A 25,662-nucleotide genomic window follows, 5' to 3' on the forward strand; every position below is an offset into this window, starting at 1 on the left:
TAAACGGACATAAGTCTGCTCACAAATATAGAAAATCATATACCGTTTATGGCATAGTTTGCCAAAGCATTTATTTAACGGGCATTTTATCGAAGTATTTTCTATTGTTTTTTAACCCGATTTCAGTAGCCTTTTTAAGTAGTTTTTTGTAGTATTGTAAGCCGCATTACATTTCAAAAACTCACAATCGAATGTTTAACCGTCGTCAATTTTTGGGCTCGCTTGGTGCTACTGCAGGTGCGCTCAGTCTTCCTCCTTTTCTTACCTCTGCCGAAGCGAACAATTTTGAGACACTCAATCGCCAAATCGGACATTTGTCGCCTGTAGAAGCTGCTCAGAATGAAGACTTTTGGGCTTGGGTCAAAACGGAATATACCGTTTCGCCTAATTTGCTTAACCTCAACAACGGCGGCGTTTGTCCGCAGCCGCGTTCGGTTCAGGATGCCCACATTCGGTTTTACCAATATTGCAACGAAGCCCCGAGCTACTACATGTGGCGGATTTTGGATCAAGGCCGTGAAGCGCTCCGTAGCAAACTTGCCGATTTGGCGGGTTGCGAAGCCGAAGAAATTGCCATCAACCGTAATGCTACCGAAGGCTTAAACACAGTCATTTTTGGGCTTGATTTAAAACCAGGTGACGAAGTTGTGTTAACCAAACAAGACTATCCCAATATGATTAATGCTTGGAAACAGCGCGAAAAGCGCGACGGCATTAAGTTGGTCTGGATTAACCTTGATTTGCCCCAAGAAAACGACGCCTATTTTGTTGATAAATTTGTGAGTGCTTTTACCTCCAAAACCAAGGTGGTACACATTACGCACATGATCAACTGGGTGGGTCAAATTCAACCCGTTCGTAAAATTGCCGACGAAGCCCACAAACGTGGCATCGAGGTCATTGCCGATGGGGCACATACGTTTGCTTTGCTAGATTTTAAAATTCCTGATTTGGGCTGCGATTATTACGCTACCAGCCTTCACAAATGGCTGTGTGCACCTTTTGGTAGCGGAATGATGTACGTCAAAAAAGATAAAATATCTAAGGTGTGGGCCTTGCTTTCCAACAACGAGCCCGATGGCCCCGATATTCGCAAATTTGAAAGTTTAGGCACGCGCTCATTTGCCTCCGAAATGGCGATTGGTTCGGCCGCCGACTTCCAACTTTCTATCGGTACGGCTCGCAAACAAGCTCGCGCGCATTATTTACAGCGGTATTGGACGGATAAAGCACGACAAATACCTGGCGTAAAAATACATACTTCGCCCAATCCAAAATACGCCTGTGCCATTGCCTTGGTGTCGGTTGATGGGCTTAAAACGTCGGAATTGGACGGGCAACTTTATAATAAATTCAAGATTCATACGACGGGTATTGAGTGGGAAAACATCAAAGGGGTTCGGGTAACACCGCACGTATATCACACCCCCAAAGACCTCGACCGACTTGTTCATGCCCTTGACGATATAGCGACAACGGCTCGGAAAAAAACGGGATAGAAAATTTTGTTCTTAGGCGCTAGACCTTCCAAGTTTCCAAAACTCGGAAGGTCTTTTTTATTATGTGACAAATGTTGCAAACTAGCTTCATTTTTGCTTTCATCTTTGTGCCGTATTAGGATTAAAACACCAAAATTACCTTCAATGATAAAATACACCCTCATTCTCGCAATTTTCCTAACCCTCAGCGCCTGTGGAACGCAATCAAACGAACAAACGTCAACAGCCACTGAAAATGGGGTAATTTCTGCCGCAGAGGCCCAAAAAAGAATCAAAGACAACCCTAAACTGACGATAGTGGATGTCCGAACTCCTGAAGAGTACACCCAAGGACACCTCGAAAATGCGCATAACATTGACTGGAATTCCAATAGTTTTGAAAATAAAATTGATGGTTTTGAGCGCGATAAACCCATTTTGGTGTATTGTTTGAGTGGTGCTCGCAGTGCCGCTGCCGCCGAAAAAATGCGCAGTTTTGGCTTTAAAAATGTTCTTGAAATAGAAAATGGGATGATGGCTTGGCGTGCGGCACAACTACCCGAAACCACAGCCAACGTAAGTGTAGCCAAGCCTGCGGGCATGAACCGCGACCAATTTGATGCGGCACTTAATTCACCTAAGCTAGTTTTGATTGATTTTTACGCCGATTGGTGCGCGCCTTGCAAAAAAATGGCACCTTATTTAGAAGAAATTAAAACCGAAATGGGTGATAAAGTGGAAGTGGTGCGCATCAATGCCGACGATAGTGCTGAATTGGCCTCTCAGCTAAGCATCGAGGGACTTCCTACCGTGCTTGTTTATAAAAACAAAACAATGGTTTGGAAAAATGTGGGTTACATCGGAAAAGAAGAGTTGGTGAAACAGCTTCAACAGTGACATTATTTCTTTTCTTGCCGCCGCGCCTTGGTCTTATCTGCAATCCATTGAAAAACAGTAGCAAAGCTCGCGATAGCAGTTGGCTTTATGAGGGCATTAGGCCAGTCTGTGGTATTGACAATATTCTCAAAAAGCGGTAGAGAAGGTATTTGTGAATCAAAAAAGCTTTCAAAAACGGGATAAAACTCCCCAAAAAGGGTGCTGTATATAAAAACCCCTATTCCAAAACCGAAAAAAATGGATAAATAAAAACGAGTTGGTTTCATAGTGGCTGCATTTTCTTTTGTTTTTGGCTCAAAACTAGCTTCATGTCTTTTTGAAAGAAAATCAAAGTGATAAAACTACACATTGTCGGGATGAAAATGCAAGGATTTGGGAACAAACTACTACCAAATGTCTTAAAAACCCCCTAACTTTCCAGCTTCAATCAATCCTGCCTCCCATTTTGTGGAGAAGCTTTAGCTTAAAGACGAATGAGTCCATCTTTTTCTACCCTCAGAACTGTCAACGTAACGCGGTATGTTACACCATTGCGTGAAGGCGGTTCGCTCCCTGCCCTTGTCGAAGCCGATGACGGTTTTTTGTACGTTATGAAGTTTCGTGGGGCTGGGCAAGGGCCTAAAGCACTCATCGCGGAGCTTATCGCGGGCGAACTTGCGCGTACGCTGGGGTTTAAGATTCCAGAACTCGTCTTTACCGAACTCGACATTGCCTTCAGCCGAGCCGAGCCCGACGAAGAAATTCAGGACTTATTGAAAGCCAGTGTGGGGCTAAATTTGGCCTTGCATTTTTTGTCGGCGGCCATTACGTACGATGCTTTGGTAACCACTATTGAGCCAAAATTAGCCTCGCAAGTAGTTTGGTTTGATTGCCTAATCACCAACGTTGACCGTACGTCGCGAAATACCAATATGTTGATGTGGCACAAAGAACTTTGGCTTATCGACCACGGTGCGGCTTTGTATTTTCATCATTCATGGGACAATTGGGAACAACAAGCAAAGCGGCCTTTTGCCCCCATCAAAGACCATGTTTTGCTGCCGCAAGCGTCCGAATTAAAGACTGTTGATGAGGAGTTTAAGGCTAAACTTACCCCTGAACGTATTCGGGAGATTGTTAGCCTTGTTCCTGATGAATGGCTTGTAGATGCCTCCAATTCGATGACTGCTGAGGAGCGTCGTCAAGTATATATTCAATTTTTAGAAACGCGCCTTGCTGCGTCAGAAATTTTTGTCAACGAAGCCCAAAATGCCAGAAAATTACTTGTTTGAGTATGCCGTCATCCGCTTTGTTCCGAGGGTAGAGCGTGAAGAATTTCTCAACGTTGGGGTGATCTTATACTGCCCTTCGAAAGGGTTTTTACAAACCAAATTTCTCCTCAACGAAGACCGACTCAAAGTATTTGGGTCAACCGTTTGCTGCAATGAATTAACTGAGCGCCTACGTACTTTCGAGCGCATTTGTGCAGGTCGAAAAGACGGTGGACGTATTGGGCAACTTTCTATTGCTGAGCGGTTTCGGTGGCTTACTTCAACCCGAAGCACCATTATCCAATCTTCTCCTGTGCATCCTGGCTTGTGCCAAAATCCAGATGATACGCTTCAGCAGCTTTTTGTCCAGCTTGTTGAATAGTTTTTTTTCACAGAAAGACACAGATTAAACAACTCACATCACAGATGATAGTCTTTCTGCGTTATTTAGCGCCTTTAAATCTGGGAACATCTGCGAGCAAAAAATGAATGCGTTAAAAGATCACCTTTTCAGCGTTCCCCGCTAGCCAGGTATTCCGCACGGCGCAGGGGCCGTTGAAACGGTATTGTACGCCGACGATTTCGGTAGGGGCGTTGGTAATTTTGGCAATGTAAGCCACTTTGTTATTGACAAAAATTTTCATATCCCCTCGTTTACATTCAATTTTGAGCTTGGTCCAGTCGCTGGGCGTGCAGCCAAAACCACTCAAATCGGCCGTCTTGCTCTCCACATAATACCCAAAAGCAGCCAAGGAAATGTCGCCAACGCAGCCTTTGTTCGTAAGGTTGACAATCATAATGTCGTTTTTGGCGTGCAACAACACCGTTACATTTTGGCAGGCATTACTGCTTTCAGAAGGGCTGGTTTTTAGTTCGGTTTCAAAACTGAAATTATCCGTCATTATGCCCTTGAGGTCTTTCTGGTTGAACAGTCGAATCTTGGGAGGGGTTGGGTATAGCGGAACGTTGTACTTGTCTAATACAGGTTTATCTATCTCAACGACGGAGGTTTTTAGGATGTCAGATGGCTTAAAATACAAAGGTTCAATACCCCAATCGGCTTCAACTACGCCAAGCCAGCCGTCGGTTTTGATTTGAATGTCGTGCTCTTTAATGATTTCCTTCCCAATCATCAATTTTGCGCGGAAATACCCAGGGTAATAATAAATGGACGAATGATGTTTGTTGTTTTTATTGACCAACACCTTGCGTCGCACGTCCCACGATTGCGAAATGAATACCGAATCTTGAGGGTTGGCATTGGACGCGTCAAAGTCAAATACCACCGAGTTGGGTAATCCTTCGGTGAGCATTTTTTTTGATGCAAAGCTAAAATCGTTGGGATTGTATTTGGGTTTGCTCGAAAGAAAATAAAAACTAAAAATGCTTAATGAAACAACGACCAGTGCGATTAAAGTCCAGCGTTGACGATTCCAAAAACTCGTTCTGGGGATAGGTAAAGGTGGAAGTGAAACGGGCGGCGTTGTTATAATTGTTGGGGGAGTAGTTTCGGTATTTTCTGAATTTTTGACCAAAAAATCACGCCAATCTTCGTAGTCCAAAAACTGCGCAAGTGCGTTGAGGGTGGTCATGGAAGGCTCACTTTTGTAGCTGACTTTCCCAAATATCCGCTTCAAAGTCGAGACACTCAACGATACACCTGTTTTTTCAACAATCTGCTCACTGAGTTTTTCAAAATCGTAATTATTCCAAACGCTGCTTTCGCCCCATTGCAGGTGCGCTTCCATCTGGGATTTGAGCTTGGAAATCGGTTGATGAATGGCTGTTGTGTTCATAGGGGGCAAAAATAAGGCAAAACGGTATTGAAATGAAGTTGAACCTAACTTGACACAAATTTGAACCTGTTAGAATGGGCTTAATCGCAGACTTTTGGGAAAATTTCCAAAACTAAACAGCTATTTGTCCATGAAAAAATTGCTTTCATTTATGTTGATGGTCGTGTCATTCCAAGGAGTTGCACAAAAAAACAAGAACGTTTCTTCTTCAAAAATAACGGATAATTCAAATCTACTGTCACCTGAGCGCTGGGATTTTCAGGAGGGTAAAGTAACATTTACGGATTATAAGGGTAAAAAAGTTATGAAAATAGGGTCATTGTCGGGGCAGGTGGTGCTGAAAGAGGTTGTGTTCAAAGACGGAACGATTGAGTTTGACGTTGAGCCGCATCCCACTGAGTTTGCGTCTGCGGTCTATTTTCATCGAAAAGATGCCAAAGAACAAGAAATTGTCTATTTGCGTGTACCCCGAATTGGGCGTAAATTGGCCAATCAAGGCATCCAGTACGCCCCCTATTTTGACGGAGTCAATATGTGGGACATTTATCCGCAGTACCAAGCCCCTGCCATGGCCAAAACGGGCGAATGGAATCACATAAAATTGGTGATTTCGGGCAAACAAATGAAGGTGTATGTGAACGACATGACAAGTACGGTACTTGAAGTTCCAAAACTAGAGGGGACAATGGCAGAAGGTAGTATTGCATTTGAAGGAGAAGGGTATATCACAAATTTACAAATCAAGCCCAACGAAACCGAAGGATTGGCCAGTTATGAAGGAACTGATATGACCAAACACGATGGGCAGTACCTACGGAAATGGGCGATTTCTACCCCCGTTTTATTTCCGAAAGGCAACGAAACTTTTGCCGAAAATTTGCCAGATGCGGAGGCGTTTTTGGAAAGCATTGACGCCGAAACCGCAGGGTTACTCAACCTGACGCGACGGTTTGGCGCTACACCACAACGCAAACTGGTTTGGCTCAAAACGACGATTAGGGCTTCAGAACCGACTTTCACTAATTTACAGATAGGCTTCAACGACGAAATCTGGGTCTATCTCAACAATGAAATGGTGTTGGTTGACAAAAACCTGTTTCAACAAGTTGGAATGCGAAAAGATCCTGGGGGACGACTTTCGATTAACAATACCGTTGCAAAGCTAAATCTGAAAAAGGGTGAAAATGAGCTGGTTATTGCAGTGGCTAATGATTTTTATGGTTGGGGGCTCATGGCAAGACTCGAAAATGCGGAAAAAATTGAACAAACAGACGAGGTGTCAAAAATCCTTCATTTGGCTGAAGAAATTAAAAAAATGCCCCTTGAGCCTTACGTAGGGGTGTATGCCCAGCCTGCAAGTGATTACAAATTGACATTTTTTCAAAAAGACAAAAAACTTGTGGCAAAGGTAATTAACTCAGAAACAGAATTTAAGATGAAATACATTGGAAACCATACTTTTAGCATTCCCCAAGCCTTTGCAACAGTGCAATTTAAACCGACTGAAAATAAACTGAGTTTTAAACAGGGTGTGGACGTGAAGGAGTTTGTGAAAGAATAACGTAAGCTGGAGCCTTCCCAAGTTTTGGGTTCATGTGAGGATTAACCCTGGAAAGGCTGTTTGTGTAGTGACAGGTTGAACGCATTAAAATATAAAGACCTATTCATTGCTCCAGAGGAGCTACATCTTAGTAGAAAGAGGAATCGAATCCCCCCAATCACCATCGGGGCGGCCGACGTTCGGCGAAAGATGCCACCCCGATGGGGCTTTTGAATTGCCTTTACCCTTTTTTTCTACTAAGATTCAGCCTCGCTGAGGCTACTTTTTTTAATGCGTTCAATCTGGTGTAGTGATAAGACTTTCCAAGTTTCAGGTTCATGTGAGAATTAAACTTGGAAAGTCTCTTAGCCTGGAAATGCAAACTCTTGATCTGCCAAATCAAGGTTGGTTTCTACTTGGGTGACAGCGATCGAAAGCGTGGTTTTTCCATTGATTTTTTGAGTAATTTCAAACGGGAAAATCATGTCGTTAACTGCTTGAAATTTACTTAAATACGTGTCCATATACCCGCCTTTTCCTGTTCCTTTTTTAATCGCATTTCGTACTAAAACAGGTAAATAGGTTTTGGTATCGAAAAAGTAGAAACTCGACAGTTCTGCTACGGTAGCGTTGGTCATTGGCGGTGGTTTTTTGAGCAAGCGCACACGGTAACAATCTTTGCCCTCAACAAGCATTTTTCCTTCCAAAGTCACGCTATATCCGCGTTCGGCATAATTTACAAATGGGTCAAGCATTTGAATGTCAGCCTTTAAGGTTTCGCTCTCTTCGGTCGATAGCTTTTCTAATTGTAGCGTTTTTGGATTGGTATGCCAGCCCGTTGTTCCGTCAAAGCAGTTTTGATAAATACTTTTTTCTTGAAACAACGCGACCGAACGTTGTAAATTGGGCGCTTTTTGTTGCTGAATATAGGGAATTTCCATCCCTTGCATTTTGAGAAAACCCGTTGTTCGTAGTGTTTTTAAGGAAAGTAACTTCTCTTTACCCCCAATGGCTTTTAGGTAATTTTCAATCACTTCATCGACGGTTTGGGCGCGGGAAATGATTGAAAATGAAAGGGTAAGTAAGAGAAACAAAGTGTTTTTTTTCATTTTATAAAATAGGTTTTACCGAATATCCTTTCTTTTTAAGCAAGTTCAAAACGCCTTTCTCTCCACCAAGGTGTCCTGCACCAACGGCAAAAAACGACGATTTCGACTGCATGGCTTTTTCCATAATTGGAATCCAATTGGCATTCCGATTGGCGAGCAAAATGTCCTCGTATCCGTTAAAATCCCAGTCGCTATCGTCCATCAGCTTGACGAGCGCTTCTAGGTCTTGGGCTTTGTATAATGCCACCATTTTTTCAAACTCTTTGGAAGACTCTTCTTTTTTACGAACCATATCCACAAGCAAGGCAGCTTGTTTTTCGTACGGAATTTGGTCAAATATGCCCATTTGAAATTCAACAGTTTCTAAGCCTAACAACTCTTTTTTTGAATTGGTGGCCATTTGAGTAAACATTAATTCAAAAGATTGAGGCTGGCAGTCGAGGAAAGTCATGTAAATCATGGACATGACCGTAAAAGGCTTCAGGCCGTTGTACATGGCAATACTCATTTTGAGACGTTCTTTAAAATAATTGTCCAAAACAGCATAGTCATCTTCCGACAGATAGTCTTTCAATTTTTTACCGTTGGTCAGCATAGAAGTTTGCATCATCTTGGTCATTAACGTTGGGTCGTCCATATCCAATTCAAGATAAACTTGTTCCGCTTTCCCAAAGGTCGATTTGGTTGAGTCGGTCATCAAGTAATCTTTGGGGCAAATCATGTGAATGGTTCCATATACATAAGATGGTTTAGCGAGCCCATTTCCTGACACTTCCCAGAGCAACGATTTTTCTTGAGAGAAGGCCGAAAAGCCACTAAGGACAAGTAAAAAACCAAAGAAGCGGTTCAAACTGAGCAGTGTTACTCGGAGGGTAGCGGTTTTTGTCATGGCGTTTTGTCTAATTGAGGGAGGTTTAATTCCAATGTTTAACGTAAAAACAGGGCAATAAGGTACTAAAAAACCAAAATAAAAAAAGCCATGCCTTAATCAAAGCATGGCTTTCCGACGTTTTCTTAACCTAAACTAAAATATCGTTGAAAGGGTGGGTTCGTTTCCCGACCCTTGTTTTTGCTAGTTTTGACCCGAGTTGGCGCGGTTGCGGATGTCGTCGGTACTTGTGCTACGTTGGCGAGCTGCTTTCACGTTTTGATTTCCGAAACGATAAGTAAATGATACCCGTACTTGGCGGCTTTCCCAGCGAGAATATATTTTGAAATTCAAATCTTGGTATTTTACCGTGCCTGCAAAGCGGTTCAAGAAGAAAATATCGTTCACGTTGACGCGCAGAGAGGCTTTACGGTTCCACAGCGACTTGGCAAAACCAGCACTGATTTGTCCTTGTGCTTTGGCTTGCAAGAGGTTATACTGCGTTGGGGAGTTCCAAAAACCGCTCAATTCGGCCGTATATCCTTTGGGTAAAGTGAAGTTGTTGGTCATAAACACCGTTGCTCCAAATTGCCCCAAGTCGAGGTCAGCGCCGTAATAGAACGAGCGGTAGCGGTTATAAAACGCGCTGATGTTGTTTTGCATCGTCCACCATTTATTAACCGTCACTGGAATACTGAACGTGAGGTTGTAGCTGTCTTGGTGGTCAAGGTTTTCGGTGGTTACGTAGGTCTTGTTTTCAGACGCAATTTGTTTCGGAATTTGGTCAGCAATCACGTCATTGATGCGACTGTAGCCCAAGGAAGTTGAAAATGCGCCTTTGAAGACGTGGGTAATTTGGAACGAATTCGTAAACTGTGGACGCAAGTTTGGATTTCCTTGTTGGAACGTATAAGGGTCAAGGAAAAACTGGAACGGGTTCAAGTTGCGGTAATTGGGACGGTCGATACGGCGGCTGTAAGAGACATTCAGCACGTTGTTGGTGTCGAGCGAACGAGACACAAACACACTTGGGAACAGGTTGACGTAATTACGATCCACGACGTTGTTGAGCGTCACTGAGTTACCCTGCGAGTGCGTGTGCTCAGCGCGGAAGCCCAACTGTACTTGCGTTTTTTTGTTCAATGAGGTGCTATAATTTAGGTAGGCTGCATTGATATTTTCTTTGTAAATAAACTGGTTAGAGCGAGTTGGGTCAAGTGTCCAAACGTTATCTACTTGGGTTTCAAAACGCATGTCATTGTCGGTATTTACAAAGCTACTTTTGGCACCTGTTTCTATTTTGCCTTTTTTAAGCGGGTGGATATAGTCAATTTTTGCACCCGCGATTTGGATGTTTGAAGGCATGATGTTTCTGAACACATCCTTGCTGGTAATTTCATCACTAGGGGAGAAGTAGGTAGTACGTAAATCATTTCCAGAGTTGCCATTAAAAATCGAGTAATCGGCATCGGCAGTCAGCTCACGTCCTTTCCCTAAATCGTGTTTAAGGTTGACGTTGGCCGTATAATTATCCAAACGGTTGTGGTTGTAAGTATCAGTTTCAAAACGACTTGTTAGCGTTTGGTTCTTATCGCGGAAATCCGTTTTTGAAACACCATTCATTTTAAACTGGTTGAGAAAGCCAGTGGCTAATACACCAATGGTCGTTTTTTGGGTGACAAAAAAGTCAACCCCGCCCCGAAAACTCACGTTTTGAGGATTTCCTACGCGTGGACTGTTTTGGTCCATGTACGTAACTTGGTCTTGAAACGCAATCGTGCGGTCGATGTCTTGGGTATTTTGGAAGCGCCCGTGAAAAACACTCACATTTCCAAACGCATTGTATTTGGCATTGCGGTAGTTGAGCCCCAGCGAGCCGTTTAGTTTCTCATAGCGACCATAACCAGCACCTAAAGTATAGTTTCCGTTGGTACCAAAATTTTTGTTTTTCTTCAGCACAATGTTGATGAGGCCCGTATTTCCAGCGGCATCGTATTTGGCAGGAGGGTTGGAGATAAGTTCAATTTTTTCAACATTATCGCTTGGCATCGACTGCAACATATTCATCAAATCTTGCATCGAAATTTGCTGTAACTTCCCATCAATCATCACCATCACACCTTGGCGGCCTTTGAACTGAAGACGGTCATTTTGTCGGTCGATGGTCACACCTGGGGCTTTTTCAAGCACTTCGAGGGCGGTTCCACCCGCCGAACCAATGTTGTTTTCCACGTTTACAACCATCCGATCGACCTGTTGTTCTACAAATGGTTTTTTGGAAACTACCTTCACCTCTTGAAGGGTTTGGGTGTTTTCAGCAACAATAAGCGATGGGACTTTCAGGCTAAGTTGACCTTCTTTTAGTTCAAAAGGCGCAGAGAATGATTTCTGAAAACCTACCATTGTGGCCGAAATCAAATACCGACCAAGTGAAATGTTTTCAAATTCGTAAGTGCCAGATTCGCTCGAAATAGCCCCTTTGGCGAGGGTAGAGTCTTTGGCATTGAGCAACAAAACCGTGGCAAAAGGAAGTGGTTTTGTGGCTGATTCTTTAACGTCTCCTGTGATTTTTCCTTTCGAGGGCGATTGGGCAATTACACTGGAACAAAGCAAAACGAATGCTGCAATGAAGCTGCTAGAAGTTTTCATGGCTATTGTTTAAAATGGCTGTTGTTAATTACTGCTTCAAAGGTATAGTACTGTGCATTGCAAGCTACCTTTTTTTACATAAGCGGTAATTTTTTTTAGATAAGCGGTTTTGGCTGTAAAAACTGCTTATTTGTGTCAAAAGGCAGCAGTTAGGCAAAATCAATGCTTCTAACTACTGCCTTTTGTTTACTTATTTCATGGATTGCTTTGCTTTCAATGTGCTGTTATGTCTATAAGATGCAATAACGAGCAAGAAGGTTGCATCAACAGCAAAAAAAAGTTTGCTTGCCCCAAACTATAATTTGGGGCAAAAACGGAATTGCGTCTCCGACGCCCTTTTTAAAACGATTCCTTTTGCTTGCCCTAAACTATAATTTGGGGCAAAAACGGATTAGCGTCTCCGACGCCCCTTTTTAAAACGACTCCTCAATGAGTTCTCGATTAATAACTGCGCCAGCCATCGAGCCTTTGGCAACGGCATTGGCCACCGACCGAAAAGGAGACGTGTTATCACCTGCGGCATACACCCCAGGTTGGCTGGTTTGCTGCATTTCGTTGACCTGAATGTAACCTTGTGGCGTTAGTTCATAACCCAGTTGCGCGCTAAAATCGCCTGATTGGACAAAAGGGGGACGAAAATAGGCCGCCGCCACAGAGAGGGTTTTTCCGTTTTGAAATAAAAGGTGTTCGAGCTGCCCCTGAGAGTGGATAAATGCTTCAATGGGTTCTTCCATTACCGAAATTCCCCGCTGAAGCAGCGTTTGAAGTTGTTCTTCCGAAAGGGTAGAGGGGCCGTTGGTACAAAGTGTCAATTGCTGAGTCCAATGGAAAATCATTTTTGCATACTCAAATCCATCGTTTCCGTTGGCAACGACTGCTGTGGGCAATCCTTTCACTTCAAATCCGTGACAATAAGGGCAATGAATGACCGTAATACCCCAGCATTCCGAGAGTCCTTTTATCTGAGAAGTATCGTCTTTAATACCTGCTGCAATGAGGAGCTTTTTCCCTGAAAATTGCGCCCCGTTTTGGAGTGTGACCTCAAACAGGTTAGCCGTTTTTACAGCATTACTCACCGTACCTATTTTAAACTCAATCGTCGGGTAGGCCGCCACTTGTTGACGAGATTTTTCTAAAATAGTTAGAGGTGCTTCTCCGTCTTGGGTCAGAAAGTTATGCGAATGTGGCGTTTGTCGGTTACAAGGTAGCTGATTGTCAATAATTAAGACTTTTCTTGAAGCACGGCCAAGGCTCATAGCCGCTGACAGCCCCGCAAAACTCCCGCCAATAATGATGACTTCGTAGGTTGGAAATGACATATTTTATGTGTGTCAACAAGTAAGAACAGAATGTCGAATTTTAGCTATTCGTTCTCGGGTAGTGAGTAACCCTCGTCACGATTTACATTCGACACTCTGCCCTTTACATTCGACATTTATTAATGTTCTTCACTTGACTCAATCCCTACAATGGCAAGCCTGTAAGGAGTAGCCGAGATTTTGATTTTTTGGGACTTAGACAGATTCGCAATTTCCACTTGTAATAACTCCCCAGTTTTTGGTTGAGTTACGTATAAGTATTTGGAAGTTGCCTCAATCTGTGGCTTTTGCGTTTCAGCTTTGTCAGTGGCGGGTAAAATAGTGCCGCTCTTGATAAGTTGATTCGTTTTGATGTTGTATAATTGAACCTCTCCCGAATGAAGTAGAACAACCAACACATTGCCAGTGTAATCTACTTTACACTGCATGATGTCTTTGTTGGCCACAATGGGAGTGATTTTATTGTTAGCAACGTCAATAATGTAAGCTCCCATAGCGGCAGTGTAGCCTACAAATGTGTTCCCACCCTCTAAAATTGTTCCAAACCAGGCTGTACCGAAGTCAGCAGGGTGAGGGATGAGGCGTTGGGTACCTGTTTGCTCTACTACTAAAACTCCACTAGCTGAACCAAATAGCGCCACTTTACCATCTGAGGCATTACCGTGGATTCCTTTTGTCTGCACTGTAGAAGCAGCGATTTGTTTACCACTGGCGTCCACTATTTTTACGCGTTCGGGGAGTGTCCCAGCAATAGAACCATCCTTTTCGGTAATAGCATACGTACCGTTGTCAAATTTAGTCATGGCGCCGTGGTGTGCTACATTGCCCGCGTTTATGGCTTTCATCTTTGCGCCAGTACTATGAAAATCAGATTCTTGGGCAATATCAAGTGTTCCGTCACCATCATTGAAAATGATAACCTCATTGCCTTTGCTTTTGAAGTGGGTCGGAAGTTTACCTTGACCTGCAATGGCTGCCCATTTAGGAGTTCCTTTAACATCAACGTGGTCGCTATGTTGTTCAAAACCACTATCGAATGCTTGGACGTAATTATCCTCACGGTGTACTAATACCCCAAATCGTCCTGATGCAGTGGTATAAAGGGCAGATTTTGGAAAAAGTGCTTTTTCAAACGTAACACCACCCGTTCGGGGATTGACATACGAAAGGTCGGTTGTCTTTTCGTCACTGACCATGACCCTGATAAATTTGTGTTCAAGGGCGTCGTCGTCTGGATTTACGTCATTGTGTTGGTGGCAAGCGCTAATTGTAGCGGCGATACCTAAAGCAAGAAGCGAGCTGTAATAAAGGTGTTTTTTCATTGGAATAAATATATTTGCAACAATGATGCAAATATAGGTCCTTCGTTTTGATTTTTTGCAACATTGCTGCAAAAAATCAAAACGAAGGACAGCCAATCAATAACAATCTATCAAAATTCGTCCTTGTTGCTTTAGGGCTTCAACAGACGGCAGCTCAAAATTGGAAGAAATGGAATCAAGTTGTTGTAGGACGCCATTCAGCATCGTAAGCGACCCACAAATCATGATTGAACCTTGGTTGTTGAGTAAACGTCCCACTTCCGACTGGTGTTCTACCAATAAGTCTTGGACGTAGCCACCGTTATTTTCTCTCGAAAAAACCAAATGATATTTAGCGGTACCCGCATAATCGGCAAATAATTCAAAATCAGAAGCGTTTCTGCCTCCCCAATAGAGTACACTCTCAGAAGATTGCATTCCTAAAAAGGGGGCAATACCTGTCCCGTTGGCAATCATTAAAACAGGCGTGTTATTTGGACAATAAAAAGAAGGATTTTGTTTGAGGTAGGCATCAAATGTATCACCTGCGGACAAGCTACCCAAGAAGTTGGAACAAAGCCCCGTTCGTTTTATGATGAGTACTAATTCGGAAGGTGCAACGACCGCAATGGAATAAAATCGTTCGATGTTTTCTTGGGGTGGATAAATGCCCAACAAGTCGCCCGATTGAATGGAAAGTTTGGTAGGATACGCCACACGAAGCAGAAAGGTATCTTGCTGCTCTTGCTTTTCGAGGATGATAAATGATGCTAACCCTTTTTTGCGAACAGGTTTAAGTTGCTTGGTGTCAATCGAAAGCTGAAGTTTTCGGGATTTGTTCAAGGCTCGTACCCAATCAACAAACTCAACTACGGATTGGTTGTTGACTGTCATGTAGGTGACAATTTCTTGGGTATTAGGCAGCTCTCTAAGTTGATTTCTAAGTTTTTTCGCAAAGGCACAAAAAGCGGGGTATTCTTTTGAACCAAATCCCAAGACACAAAACTGAACTTGTTCGGCGTCCAAAAGTAGGGTTTCAAGCTGATGGAGGGTACGTTGAGCATTTTCGGGAGCATCGCCGTCGCCGTAGGTAGAGCTTAAAAACAAGAGCGTTTTCTTTCCTTTAATCACGGGAAAATGTTCCATTCCTACAGAACTTACTCGGATGCCTTGTTGGTGAAAAGCTTGTTCCAACGCATCGGCAAAGCGCCACGTATGGCCTGTTTCTGATCCGACTAGAATAAGAACGTCGGCAGTACCATCCAGTGCTGACGAATGCTTTTTCTGTCGCCACTTTTCTGCCACCATTTGGAAACCTGTACCACTTAAAAAAATCATCACAAGTGCCGTAAGAAGCAAAATACCCGTCCAGATTTTTGTCCCTTCGCCCGTGTGGAGCACAAAATTCGTTGCCCGTAGCTGTTCGCTTACGGGAAGTAATTCGACTTTGATCAGTTGGTTTGTTGATTTGGTATAATACAGAATTTTATCAGCGGTTTCAATCACCAACGGCTCGTCGTCCATCATGGGATAAGTCACTTTTTTGACATCTTTCAGTAAAATTTGTGGGAGGCTAATGGGCTGAACCTTGGCTGATACGATGTGCTTTGCGGGGGATGGGGCAAATCGAACAATGGAAAGATAGACGCCCGAAATGGCGATGACTAGAATGGGTACCCAAAATAACCGACTCCAGAGGGCATGGCCGTCGCGTTTGATTTCGAGTACTTTGATGGAGGCAAAAATAGCTCTGATTCCCCCCGCCCTTTTGAGGTGGAGCCCAATTCCGCTGATGGTAAGAAAAACCAACGCCAACGATGCCAGTCCCATCAAAATGCGACCTGGTGTTTTGAGAAAAAGTGAGCGGTGAAAGTCACGACATAAATCAAAAATGGGGGAGAGGGCGCTGGGGCTTGCGACAATTTTGCCCGTCTGGGCGTTCACATAAAGAGTACCCTCTTTTTCCAGACCCACTCCTTCAACTTTGAGGTTGCCGTACGCATCCTGTTCTAAGCTAAAGAGTTCGATAAACTCTTCTTGTATTTTTTGCTGAAACGCTGCGTACGTCAAGTCAGAGGAATAGGTGCCCGAAACAGCATTTTGGCTGTGAAACCAAGGTTCCACAGCCAAAATTGAGCCCGTGATGGAGGCAAGTAAAATAAAAAGTCCAGCGACTACGGTGCTAAAAAAATGTAGTCTTCGCCAAATTTTAGTCATTCAATCAAGGAGTTTTAAGCAATTTTACGTACCGAATATAGCCAGTACCATTGATGGTAGTGCCAATATTGGCTTCCGAAAAATCCATTTCGACGTCTTTTTCTTTGTATTCTTGGTTTTCAACGGCCGTTTCAAAACGTAGTTTGTACCCTTTTCCAAAAGTGGCTTCATCGGCAGTGAGCGAAAACACTTTGCGGTTTCCAGCGGTGATAGAAGCCCCTGAGACGCCGTCCACATTTTCTTTTTTGGTGGTGTAAAATTTAAACCACGAAGGAAGGTCATCGTACCAGCGTTTTTCCTTGCCAAATACTTGCAGGGTTTTTACGTATTTCCCTTTGCTATCAAGCAATGAAACCACTACGTAAGCGCCCTCGCCAGAGTAGTTGGTAAGCTGGACTAGGCATTTGAATGATACTTCGGCAGAACGTTTGTGGAACCCGAAAGAGGCAATAGTGACCATCGCGGCCACTACACCCACCATTATTTTTTTTGACTTGTTCATATTGTGACTCTTTCCTGCCATGCCTTATGCGGTAAACAAGCAGAAAAATTAGTTTTCTTATTTTTTGAGAAAATCAAGATTCAATTTTTGTTTTCCTAACACTTCGTTTTCGGCAATCAAATCAACCACCGACTCGTTGAGTTCAGTTTTTACGCTTGGGTTCGCACCTTTTTCTACCAAAAATTTCAACAAGTCTAAGTTTTTAGACTTCATTCCAGCGTAGTGAAGAACGGTGTAGCCGTCTTTGTCTTTGGCATTCACATCCTCGCCCGACTCAATGAGTTTGGCCAGGAGGTCTTTGTCGTCTTTGTCCAATGCTGTATGCAAAAGTTTGCCCGTTTTTGGCATTGCCAAGCCCGAAGCCTGCAATAAATTCATGATGTCGCTGGTACGCTGAATGCTGCCTTTCCCTTTGCGATAAGAGCTAATCAAAGTGTAGTACAAATCGTTGCCATTTTGGTCCTTAATTTTGGGATTTGCCCCTTTGTCAATCAGCAATTTTACCACATCAGGCGTATTTGTAGCCACGGCTTGGGCAAGCGCGGTTTGGCCTGCTTTGTTGGCGGCGTTTACGTTGTTTTTATCTAACCAAAACGTAACAAACGCGGCATTACCTCGGCTTGCAGCAAGCATCAAAGGCGTATTTCCTTCTTTATCAGCTTCCGAAAGTGAAAGCCCATTTTCTACCAAAAATTGCAGAACGGGCTCTTCCGCGCCTAACCGAGCAACGGTGTGGGCCAACGATTGGCCGTTGGGAGATGCTGCTTTAGGGTTTAAACCAAGGCTTTTGAGGTATTGAAGCAACTCCACGTTGATACGCCCACCACGGCCACGACCCACAAAGGCAAAGGCATTTTCGCCCGCTGTATTAGGGGCATAACTCACTCCCATGGCTACTAAGTCTTTGAGTGTTTTGATGTTACCTCCCTGAACGGCATAATGAAAAAGCCCATTTCCTTTCTTGTCTGTGTCTTTGAGTGTCAGTCCTTTGCTGACAAAATAATTAAGGAAAGACACGTCTTTAAGTCCGCCAATGGCCGTAAGCATTACATTGCGACCTTCTTCGTCTTTGTCGTTTTTGATGTCTCCGCCGTTTTTGAGGCACAAATCATACATTTCGGGGTCAGCTTTGCCACTGAGGGCTGCGTGCATTAAGAGCGATTGACCGTGGCTGTTGATGATGTCCGTTTTTGAACCTTTCGCCAACAAAAGCTTCATCACGGGGACGTTGCCTTTTTGAGTGGTCCACATCAAGTAGTTGTTCGAATGGTGCGTGACAACATTTACATCAATGCCAGGTTGGTCTAAAATAAACTGAATGGTTTCGTAACTACAATCGGCCATGATAGACAAAAGAGGCCCATCCCAGCCACCTGGCCCCATTTCGAGGAGGTTGTTGCCTTCGGCCATTTTTTGTTTTACGACCTCGATGCTGGGTTTTGTCGCCCAAAATTCACGATTGTGAAAGATGTTTTGGGCAAAAAGCGACGTACTTACCAACGCAAGTACAAGAGCGAATGAAAAGGAATACTTCATGGTACACTCGGATTGAAAGTTGAATATATTGGTCTGGTTTATTGCACTAGTTTTTTAAACCCTTCGGTCTGGACTACCTCAAGTTGTCCGTTGGAAAGGGAGGTGATTTGTGCCTCGAAATCTAGCTTTTTCGCGATTTTGAGGCTTTTTTCTTTCCCCAACACCGTAAATGCCGTCGCCCACGCATCGGCTTCGGTGCAAGTAGGTGCGATGACCGAAACTGAAATTACGTTGTGAGTGACGGGTTTGCCCGTGGTTGGGTCAATAATGTGGCTAATTCGTTTTCCGTTTACTTCAATAAAATTGCGGTAATTGCCTGAGGTAGCTAGACTAACATTTTCCAAACCTACGACCAATTGAAGAGGGTTGGTTTCGTTTGATTCGTTGAGGTTGGGTTGTTCTATCCCTACTTTCCACGGTATATTTTCTTTGTTCACTCCCCTTGCCCTCACTTCACCGCCTACTTCAACGAGGTAATGCTCAATGCCTTTATTTTCGAGAAAAGAAGCGATGATGTCAACTGTGTAGCCTTGCGCGATGGCATTAAAATCTAACTGTACTTTAGGGTTGTCTTTTTCCACTTGTTGCTCATTAAAAGAGACTTTATTGAGGTGGATGAGGGGAAGAATGGAGTCGATGGAGGCTTGAGACAGTTCAGCAAGATTTTGTTTGCGGATAAAACCGTAGGCTTTGATCAGTGGCCCCACGGTTGGGTCAAAAGCGCCTTCGGATAGGTCGTAAATCTCAAACGATTTTTGAAGCACGTTGTAAAAATGCTCGTCGATGGCCTGTGTTTTGGGCGAATTATTGAAGCGGGAAAGCAGGGAAGTACTATCCCATAGCGACATACTTTTGTCAATAACGTTAAAAAGACTGTCGGCTTGGGTCTTTGTAAAATCGTCGAATGAGCCTCGAAAAGTAACGGCGTAGGTAGTGCCTTGGGCAGTACCCGTCATTTTCTGATAGTTATCCTCACTCTTACATGAAAATAAGGTCGAAAGTACTATTCCCAATAAAAAAATACGAATTAGCATAGCATTTAAAATCGTCAAAATGAAACAATTACACACTCAGCTAGTACCAGTTGTGTGTGTAATTGTTTCATTTCAAACTTTAAAACTTATAACTCAACGTAGTGGCATATTGACGAGGTGCGATAGGGTTGATGCTGTAACGATCGTGGACGATGTAGTTTTTAGTATCAAAGAGGTTTGAAACTTTCGCCAGTACCGAAATTTTACCAAATGTATAACCCGCCGAAATATCGACTGTTGAGAATCCTGAAAGTGGGATGAGGGCATTGTATGAGCTCAACGCCGCTGTGGTGTTATTCAGGCCATTGTTTAAGCCTACGACGTTGTTACCCCCCGCAAAACGCTCACCCGTGTAAAAAGCCGTGATACCTACTTTTAAGCCTTTCAATTTCGTTTTATCGAACGTGTAGAAAACCGAACCGTTGGCTGTGTTTTTTGGGTTTCTGATGAGACGTTCGCCCTCCACTTGTGATCCCACTGCGCCAGTCGTGTTGGTGTATCTCATGTAGTTGTAACCATAGCCTAGCATGAAGTAGAAGTTTTTAGATAACGCCCCGTTGAAATCTACCTCAAAACCGTCGCTTGTTGTTTCTCCAGAAAGCTCTCTGAGATTGGAATTTGTATTTGGGTTGCCGTTGGCATCGAAAAGCGCCGTTTGGGCAAAGTTGCTATTGATGATTTTATAGACACTGGCGTTGACCGAAAGTTTACCGTCCAAAAATTCGTTTTTAGCCCCAAGTTCATACTGGTCGATAATCGATGGTTTCAAGTTGTTGCCGTAAATGTCAGTCCCTGTATTGGTGCTAAAGTTGTTGCTGTACGAAGCATAAATAGAGGTCGTTTGGAAAGGTTGATAAATCAACGCCAATTTTGGAGAAAAGGCCCCATCAGACTTATCCGCTGCTGTACCACGGCGAGTGGCATTTTTCTCAAGGTTTAAGATGGTAGATTGAAACGCCGTTTGGTACGAATATCTCAAACCAGCCAATACCTTAAACTTAGGGCTGATGGTAATCAGATTTTGTACGTACACGCCATAGCGGTTTTGTGGAGTGGTTGTACGAGCCGTATCGGCAATCGTAGGAACATCTGTACGAGCTACGTATTTAGAAAAATCAAAAATATTGATTTTGTCATACGCGGTACCAACTACCCCTGTAGCCGATGTAAATTTGAAACTATGGCTCACGTTGACGATTCTAACGAAGTCGGCTCCAACCAAGACTTGATGACTGAGTTTGCCTGTTTTAAAGCTACCGTTCAAATTGAGCTGAGCTGTGTAATCTTTCTCCGACGTATTGACAGCACTTAAACTACGGGTGTAATCGCCGTTGGCGAGGATGGCATTGGGTACACCCGCCCCAAAACCTTTTACTTGCGTCCCTTGGAGTGAACCAATCGCCGTAAGCTTCCAGTTAGAATTAAAACGATGGTTGATTGTCAAAAACCCAGCGGTTTGGTCGGTGTTGTTGTACGCCCAAACGGTATTGATGAAGCGGTTTCTTGGCGCATCTGGCAATTCGGTGATAGTGATTCGGCTGTTTGGAGTACCCACACCTGCGTCAGGTACAATATTACTTCTCAAAAAGTCGGCTTGTAACAAAACATCGGTTTTGTCACTGATTTTGTACAGCAACGATGGTGTGATGTACGTACGATTTGTTTTAACAACGTCACGGTAGCTTTGTGCATTTTCGTAGGTGCCTACTACTCGGAAAGCCAGTTTTTTACTAATTGGGCCATAGATGTCAATGGTTGGTTTGTATTGGTTGTAGCTCCCTACTAACATTGACGCTTGGCCACCCCAGTCGAAGCGTGGTTTTTTGGTAACCATATTGATGATAACACCTCCTGATACGTTCCCGTACAACAAGGCAGAGCTCCCTTTCATGACCTCAACCGATTCTAAGGTACTGGCGTCAGGGAAACCCATTGTATTGCTGATTGTTCCGTTTTTAAAAATACTACCGCCTGCCCCTGCGATACCCACACTGTAACCGCGAGATGAAAATGTTTCAGCTACTCCGCCGCGTGTTTCTGTGAGCGAAACGCCACTCACATTCTTAACAACATCCCCCAAACGGACGGCTTGCTGGTCGGCGATGACCGTACCACTTACCACAGCCGTGCTTTGAGGTAAATCAAGCGGGCGAATGTTTGCTTTGCCCAAGGTTGTAGCACGATTAGCCGTGTATGTGCCAGAAACGACGATTTCCTTCAATAACTCAGCGTTCTCAAACAATTCAAGTGAAAGAGAAAGTGTTTTACCGTCTTCAATTTTTATTTTTTGACTCAAAGTCTTGTACCCAACAAAGGAAGCAACGAGGGTATAGGTGTCAGCCTTGAGATTTCCAATAATAAATTCGCCCTTCTCATTCGAGTTGATACCCTTTTGAATTTCTTTCAACTGAACTGTTACGTAAGGTGCGGGTTTACCTTCCTTGTCAGTAATTACTCCTCTCACTTGCCCTGTTTGAGCCAATACGTTGAAGAGCGCGGTGGTACTGAGCAAAATGGTAATAAAAAAAGATTTCATGTGTATATTTTAACTTGTATTTAGACTCGTTATAAATAGTAGCACAAAGTAATCCCCAAAACTTTTTACTTCCAAGGTTTTGGGGTATTTTATTTGGAATAAATACAAATAATTAATTCGCGCATTATCCTCAAAAGGTAAAACAGCGATGAGTAGTAAGCGACTTGAAGCTCTTAGAAATCATTTCCAAAATCCATAATACCGACCCATCCAATACGCAAAAAGGTAGTATGAGCCACTGTCTTCGGTTTTACCGCCGTCGCCCGAGTCAAATTCTTTGGGATTGGTATTCCAGCGAGAAATGCCACTTTCGGGGGTAGGAATCGCCTTGGTAGATTGTGAACGTCGGAAGCGACTCAACATTGGGTCTTTGGGCAAATCCCACCGATGACTGTTTTCCATTCGCCAGTTGACCAAGTCGAGCGGAAATTGTTGGATTTCTTCCAAAGCGATGGCTACATCACAGTCTTTACGGAGCATCACGCTGGCCATAACGTTCCAGATAGGCATGTGGTCAGACTTAACAGCTTTCCAGCTTCGTTCGAGGCTTTTGAGGTAGAGTTCGCGATTGGGGTCTGCTTTTGTGTAGTTGAGCAAACCATAATAAGGGAAAAAGTTGAGGATATCGTCCGAATGGCTGGTTTCAAAAGGGCCATACACTTTAGCATAAAGCGCGTTTTGAGCATAACCATGTTGATTTACCAGATACTGATAGTGTTTTTCATACTTTTCATCACCCGTGAAGTGAGAGGCAGTTTTGAGAAATGACAAAATTTGGAGTGAATTGAGGCCGCGTTCGTACATCCAGTTGGGCGAATGGTTGAGGGAATCGGGATGCCAAATACCCCAGCGGGTGGGTTTGCCGTCAAAGTCAATCAAGTGATAATCATGGTCAACGATGTGGTCCACAATGCGTTTGATTAACTGCTTAACGCGTTCTTTTTGTTCATTGTTGGCTACCAAATCATAAAATATGGGCAATGAAAAAATATGCCCCGTAATTTCGTCCGAACTGGTATCATCCAACCATTGCCATTGACCGTCGGGGGAGGGGTGCCAGAGTTTTGGGTGCGGCGACCGCGACTGCGTGATGGGGTCGGAAGCCAAGGCGTATGAGCGAGCAGGATAACCTGAAATACCTGATACTTTTTCGAGCCGTTCGAGGGCTTCAAACGTCCGAATTGCCCTGCTTTTGGCGGCTGTGTCGCCCGTCGAAGCGTAATGAAAACATTCAGCGACCAAATAACAGGCCGTCCAAAGCCCGTCGTTGTCTTCGTTGTTTAAATAACTGGTTGCTATCTCACCCGCTTCTTTTAACCTAGAGTGATTAACCAAACCGCGCCGATTGTGTCGAAGGTCAATGACTTTTTCGATATAAGCTGCTTTTGCTTCGAGGGTCATGGATTGACGCTGAATCTGCGCAATTCCTTGGGGAGTTGCCACCCAAACCGTCAGCGAGTCAATCACTAAAATGTCATTGACTTGGTTGTCGGGTAGCCAGCGTTTCCCATTAAAATACTGCCAATTTTCCCCTTTTTTGATAACGCCTTTTGGTGTTCCCATCCATAACCCGTTTGTCGCTGGTTTTAAAACAGTTACTGGTCCGTAGGGCAGCCCATCCGTTCCTCGCACGACCCAATGATTGCCATCGCCAGCGATGCAGCCCACCGACCAAGGACTTCCATACACCATGTCTTGACCATTGCGGTAGCTGGTAAGTGAAAAATACGTTTCTTTGTTCCCTACGGCCATGAGGCTTTCGTCAAGATTAATCCATCGGTCGTTGGTGCGGCGCCATAGGCCACGATTGGTCGCTAGGTAAAGTTGCCCTTTGGCATCAACAGCCATTCCATTGACACGACTTTCTTTGGCTGCTGGAAGTTGATGCCATTGGCCGTCCCATTGCCAAAGACCATTGTTAGTCCCAACGAATAGTTTTTTGGGAGTTTCCCAGAAAAGTGCAAGAATTGAGTCTTTTTGAGTAAGCGGAATTTGAGGTATTTGTTTCTCTTTTTTTTCGGAATAAATGCCTTGAGCAGTCGCCATCCACACATTTCCATCGCCATCTAATGAAGCATTGGTCAATTCGATGGGTTGCTTTTGGCCAGTCCACTTTCCAGATTTGAACCTAAAAATACCCGTCGAAGTAACGCAGATTCGTTGGTCTTTCGACTGAAAAAGCTTCAGCGTATTTTTCCCAGCTTCAGCAGGAAGTACAATGTCAGATTTTATGTCTTGGTAATAGGTAGCTGAAGGCTGTGCCGCTAGGTAAAGAGCGGGGATAAAAGTGCAGAGAAATGCAAATAAAACAGGCAGCATTGGGCAAGATTTAAAGGTATTTATAGCTGATTATAATACGAATCTTCAAACACTTTGGGCTACTATGAATGGGGAACAAAGGCGTGCCTAGAGTAAAAAAGGGGATTAACCACATGGCTAATCCCCTTTTTACAAAACTAATAAGGTGTTTCAATTTCAGATATTCCCTGAAAGGATATAGATTTTCAATGGGTGGATAACGAAGATTTTTACTTTTTAAAGAAAAACTTGCTAGGGGCAATTTCTGCTTTGACGGAGTCAATAAGTGTTCCGTTTGATTTATACCGAAATACGTATCCAGCTTGTTTGTAAGAAGGGACTAACCCAGCGTAGAGATCACCCGTTTGTGGGTCAACGGCCAAGCCACCTCCAAAGAGGCGATTTATGAAAGGTGTTTTTGCTTCAATGGCCGTACTTGTCGTACTGAAGCTATAGGTTTCGCCTTTTTGAGCGTAGCCATCGGCAGAATCATAAAACGAGAAAGTATAGTAAATAGTGGCTTTGTCAGCACTCAAAACAAATGAGCTTGGTGATTTAGACGCGTTTGTTGAGGTGATTTTTAGTTTGGATTCTACCGTTTTGGCGCTTGTATTGATTTTTTGAAGTTCGCCACCTGCATATACCCAAAGTTTGTTGCTGGCGTCCAGGCCAATGAGGGTTGGATTTCGGCCTACTTCTATCGTTTGTTTGATGGCATCCGATGCGACATCAATCACTGTAAGGATGGTTTTGCCTGAGCCTGTGTTCCCGACATACACTTCATTTCCTACCAATACCAGTGATTCAGCACCGTTTTGGACGGCGATTTTTTTCACAATCTTGTTCGTTGTCAAATCCAAAACCGCGATGTAGCCTGGGTTTTTGTAAAAATTAGAAAAATCGCCAGTGGCATCCCATGCACTGACGTACGCTTTTGTTTCGGAAACTTTGATAACAGTGCGCGGATTTTCAATTTCGGTCGAAGGAATGGTCGCTACAGTTTTAAAGGTACGAGCGTTTACAATTTCGATTAGGTCTTTTCCTGCCGTCGAATTATCGACCAAAATAATCCCCTTTTCATTTACTTCGGCGTATCCACTCAAGCCTCCCGCGATAGAACGCATGTTTTCTTTTTGAAAAATGTCAGTTACTACTGATTGCCCCGAGCGTTGAAGCAAGCTGAGTGTGCCATTGTTATCTGTGAAGTTTCCACTATTGACAACAATCACCCCTGAGTCGTAGGGTTGTAAAGGTTCGGTTTCGTTTTTTTCACAAGAAGCTAAGATACTTACTGCGAAAATAGCTGCCAAAATAGCATTGATTTTCATAGAA

At 43.7% G+C, this 25,662-nt stretch carries 19 protein-coding genes; 5 read left to right on the forward strand and 14 right to left on the reverse strand.

The features are described from left to right. Window positions 1–191: 191 nt before the first annotated feature. Both AC23P2_RS06250 and AC23P2_RS06255 read left to right on the forward strand, forming a co-directional pair. The gene (locus AC23P2_RS06250) at window positions 192–1,499 is read left to right on the forward strand and encodes an aminotransferase class V-fold PLP-dependent enzyme (protein ID WP_487772390.1); all 1,308 of its coding nucleotides are present in this window, start codon (window positions 192–194) and stop codon (window positions 1,497–1,499) included. Between the two features lie 144 nt (window positions 1,500–1,643). Beyond that, complete coding sequence (locus AC23P2_RS06255) at window positions 1,644–2,375, forward strand: thioredoxin domain-containing protein (RefSeq protein ID WP_487772391.1); 732 nt, start codon at window positions 1,644–1,646, stop codon at window positions 2,373–2,375. 2 nt (window positions 2,376–2,377) lie between these two features. Here AC23P2_RS06255 and AC23P2_RS06260 read toward each other — a convergent pair whose 3' ends face one another. Then, on the reverse strand, window positions 2,378–2,641 hold the full coding sequence (locus AC23P2_RS06260; RefSeq protein WP_028526913.1) for a hypothetical protein: 264 nt from the start codon (window positions 2,639–2,641) through the stop codon (window positions 2,378–2,380). Window positions 2,642–2,848: 207 nt separating this feature from the next. On the opposite strand from AC23P2_RS06260, the gene AC23P2_RS06265 reads away from it, so the two are divergent. Next, window positions 2,849–3,646, forward strand: a complete 798-nt coding sequence (locus tag AC23P2_RS06265; RefSeq protein ID WP_487772392.1) for a HipA family kinase — start codon at window positions 2,849–2,851, stop codon at window positions 3,644–3,646. Beyond that, on the forward strand, window positions 3,624–4,007 hold the full coding sequence (locus tag AC23P2_RS06270) for a DUF3037 domain-containing protein (RefSeq protein WP_487772393.1): 384 nt from the start codon (window positions 3,624–3,626) through the stop codon (window positions 4,005–4,007). The genes AC23P2_RS06265 and AC23P2_RS06270 overlap by 23 nt, the downstream gene beginning before the upstream one ends. Before the next feature lie 112 nt (window positions 4,008–4,119). On the opposite strand, the gene AC23P2_RS06275 is transcribed toward AC23P2_RS06270, so the two are convergent. After that, window positions 4,120–5,421 carry a hypothetical protein gene (locus tag AC23P2_RS06275; protein WP_487772394.1) on the reverse strand — a complete coding sequence of 434 codons (1,302 nt, stop codon included), beginning with the start codon at window positions 5,419–5,421 and terminating at the stop codon, window positions 4,120–4,122. Between the two features lie 130 nt (window positions 5,422–5,551). On the opposite strand from AC23P2_RS06275, the gene AC23P2_RS06280 reads away from it, so the two are divergent. Then, a complete protein-coding gene (locus tag AC23P2_RS06280) occupies window positions 5,552–6,982 on the forward strand; it encodes a 3-keto-alpha-glucoside-1,2-lyase-like domain-containing protein (RefSeq protein WP_487772395.1) in 1,431 nt (476 codons plus the stop codon). Window positions 6,983–7,326: 344 nt separating this feature from the next. Here the strand turns inward: AC23P2_RS06280 and AC23P2_RS06285 are convergent, their stop codons facing one another. The 12 genes from AC23P2_RS06285 to AC23P2_RS06340 all read right to left on the reverse strand — a co-directional run bounded on the left by AC23P2_RS06285 (window position 7,327) and on the right by AC23P2_RS06340 (window position 25,658). Next, entirely contained in the window at window positions 7,327–8,070 is a 744-nt protein-coding gene (locus tag AC23P2_RS06285) for a hypothetical protein (protein ID WP_487772396.1), read from the reverse strand. 1 nt (window position 8,071) lies between these two features. Beyond that, complete coding sequence (locus tag AC23P2_RS06290; RefSeq protein ID WP_487772397.1) at window positions 8,072–8,959, reverse strand: TraB/GumN family protein; 888 nt, start codon at window positions 8,957–8,959, stop codon at window positions 8,072–8,074. A gap of 183 nt (window positions 8,960–9,142) precedes the next feature. After that, complete coding sequence (locus tag AC23P2_RS06295; RefSeq protein ID WP_487772398.1) at window positions 9,143–11,587, reverse strand: outer membrane beta-barrel protein; 2,445 nt, start codon at window positions 11,585–11,587, stop codon at window positions 9,143–9,145. Between the two features lie 413 nt (window positions 11,588–12,000). Then, entirely contained in the window at window positions 12,001–12,906 is a 906-nt protein-coding gene (locus tag AC23P2_RS06300; protein WP_487772399.1) for an NAD(P)/FAD-dependent oxidoreductase, read from the reverse strand. Window positions 12,907–13,025: 119 nt separating this feature from the next. Further along, window positions 13,026–14,228 (reverse strand): hypothetical protein, encoded by a 1,203-nt coding sequence (locus AC23P2_RS06305; protein WP_487772400.1) that lies wholly within the window; start codon window positions 14,226–14,228, stop codon window positions 13,026–13,028. A gap of 96 nt (window positions 14,229–14,324) precedes the next feature. Continuing rightward, window positions 14,325–16,424, reverse strand: a complete 2,100-nt coding sequence (locus AC23P2_RS06310; protein ID WP_487772401.1) for a PepSY domain-containing protein — start codon at window positions 16,422–16,424, stop codon at window positions 14,325–14,327. Between the two features lie 4 nt (window positions 16,425–16,428). Next, window positions 16,429–16,926, reverse strand: a complete 498-nt coding sequence (locus AC23P2_RS06315) for a DUF2271 domain-containing protein (RefSeq protein ID WP_487772402.1) — start codon at window positions 16,924–16,926, stop codon at window positions 16,429–16,431. Between the two features lie 57 nt (window positions 16,927–16,983). After that, window positions 16,984–18,462 carry an ankyrin repeat domain-containing protein gene (locus AC23P2_RS06320; protein WP_487772403.1) on the reverse strand — a complete coding sequence of 493 codons (1,479 nt, stop codon included), beginning with the start codon at window positions 18,460–18,462 and terminating at the stop codon, window positions 16,984–16,986. A 38-nt stretch (window positions 18,463–18,500) separates the two neighbouring features. Next, the gene (locus AC23P2_RS06325) at window positions 18,501–19,496 is read right to left on the reverse strand and encodes an FAD:protein FMN transferase (protein WP_487772404.1); all 996 of its coding nucleotides are present in this window, start codon (window positions 19,494–19,496) and stop codon (window positions 18,501–18,503) included. A 79-nt stretch (window positions 19,497–19,575) separates the two neighbouring features. Continuing rightward, window positions 19,576–22,032: a TonB-dependent siderophore receptor gene (locus AC23P2_RS06330; RefSeq protein WP_487772405.1), complete on the reverse strand. Its 2,457-nt coding sequence runs from the start codon at window positions 22,030–22,032 to the stop codon at window positions 19,576–19,578. A gap of 180 nt (window positions 22,033–22,212) precedes the next feature. Further along, complete coding sequence (locus AC23P2_RS06335; RefSeq protein WP_487772406.1) at window positions 22,213–24,351, reverse strand: transcriptional regulator; 2,139 nt, start codon at window positions 24,349–24,351, stop codon at window positions 22,213–22,215. Window positions 24,352–24,560: 209 nt separating this feature from the next. Beyond that, the gene (locus AC23P2_RS06340; RefSeq protein ID WP_487772407.1) at window positions 24,561–25,658 is read right to left on the reverse strand and encodes a DUF5074 domain-containing protein; all 1,098 of its coding nucleotides are present in this window, start codon (window positions 25,656–25,658) and stop codon (window positions 24,561–24,563) included. Between the last annotated feature and the right edge of the window lie 4 nt (window positions 25,659–25,662).

The organism is Runella sp. R0.1_18 (assembly GCF_057652155.1).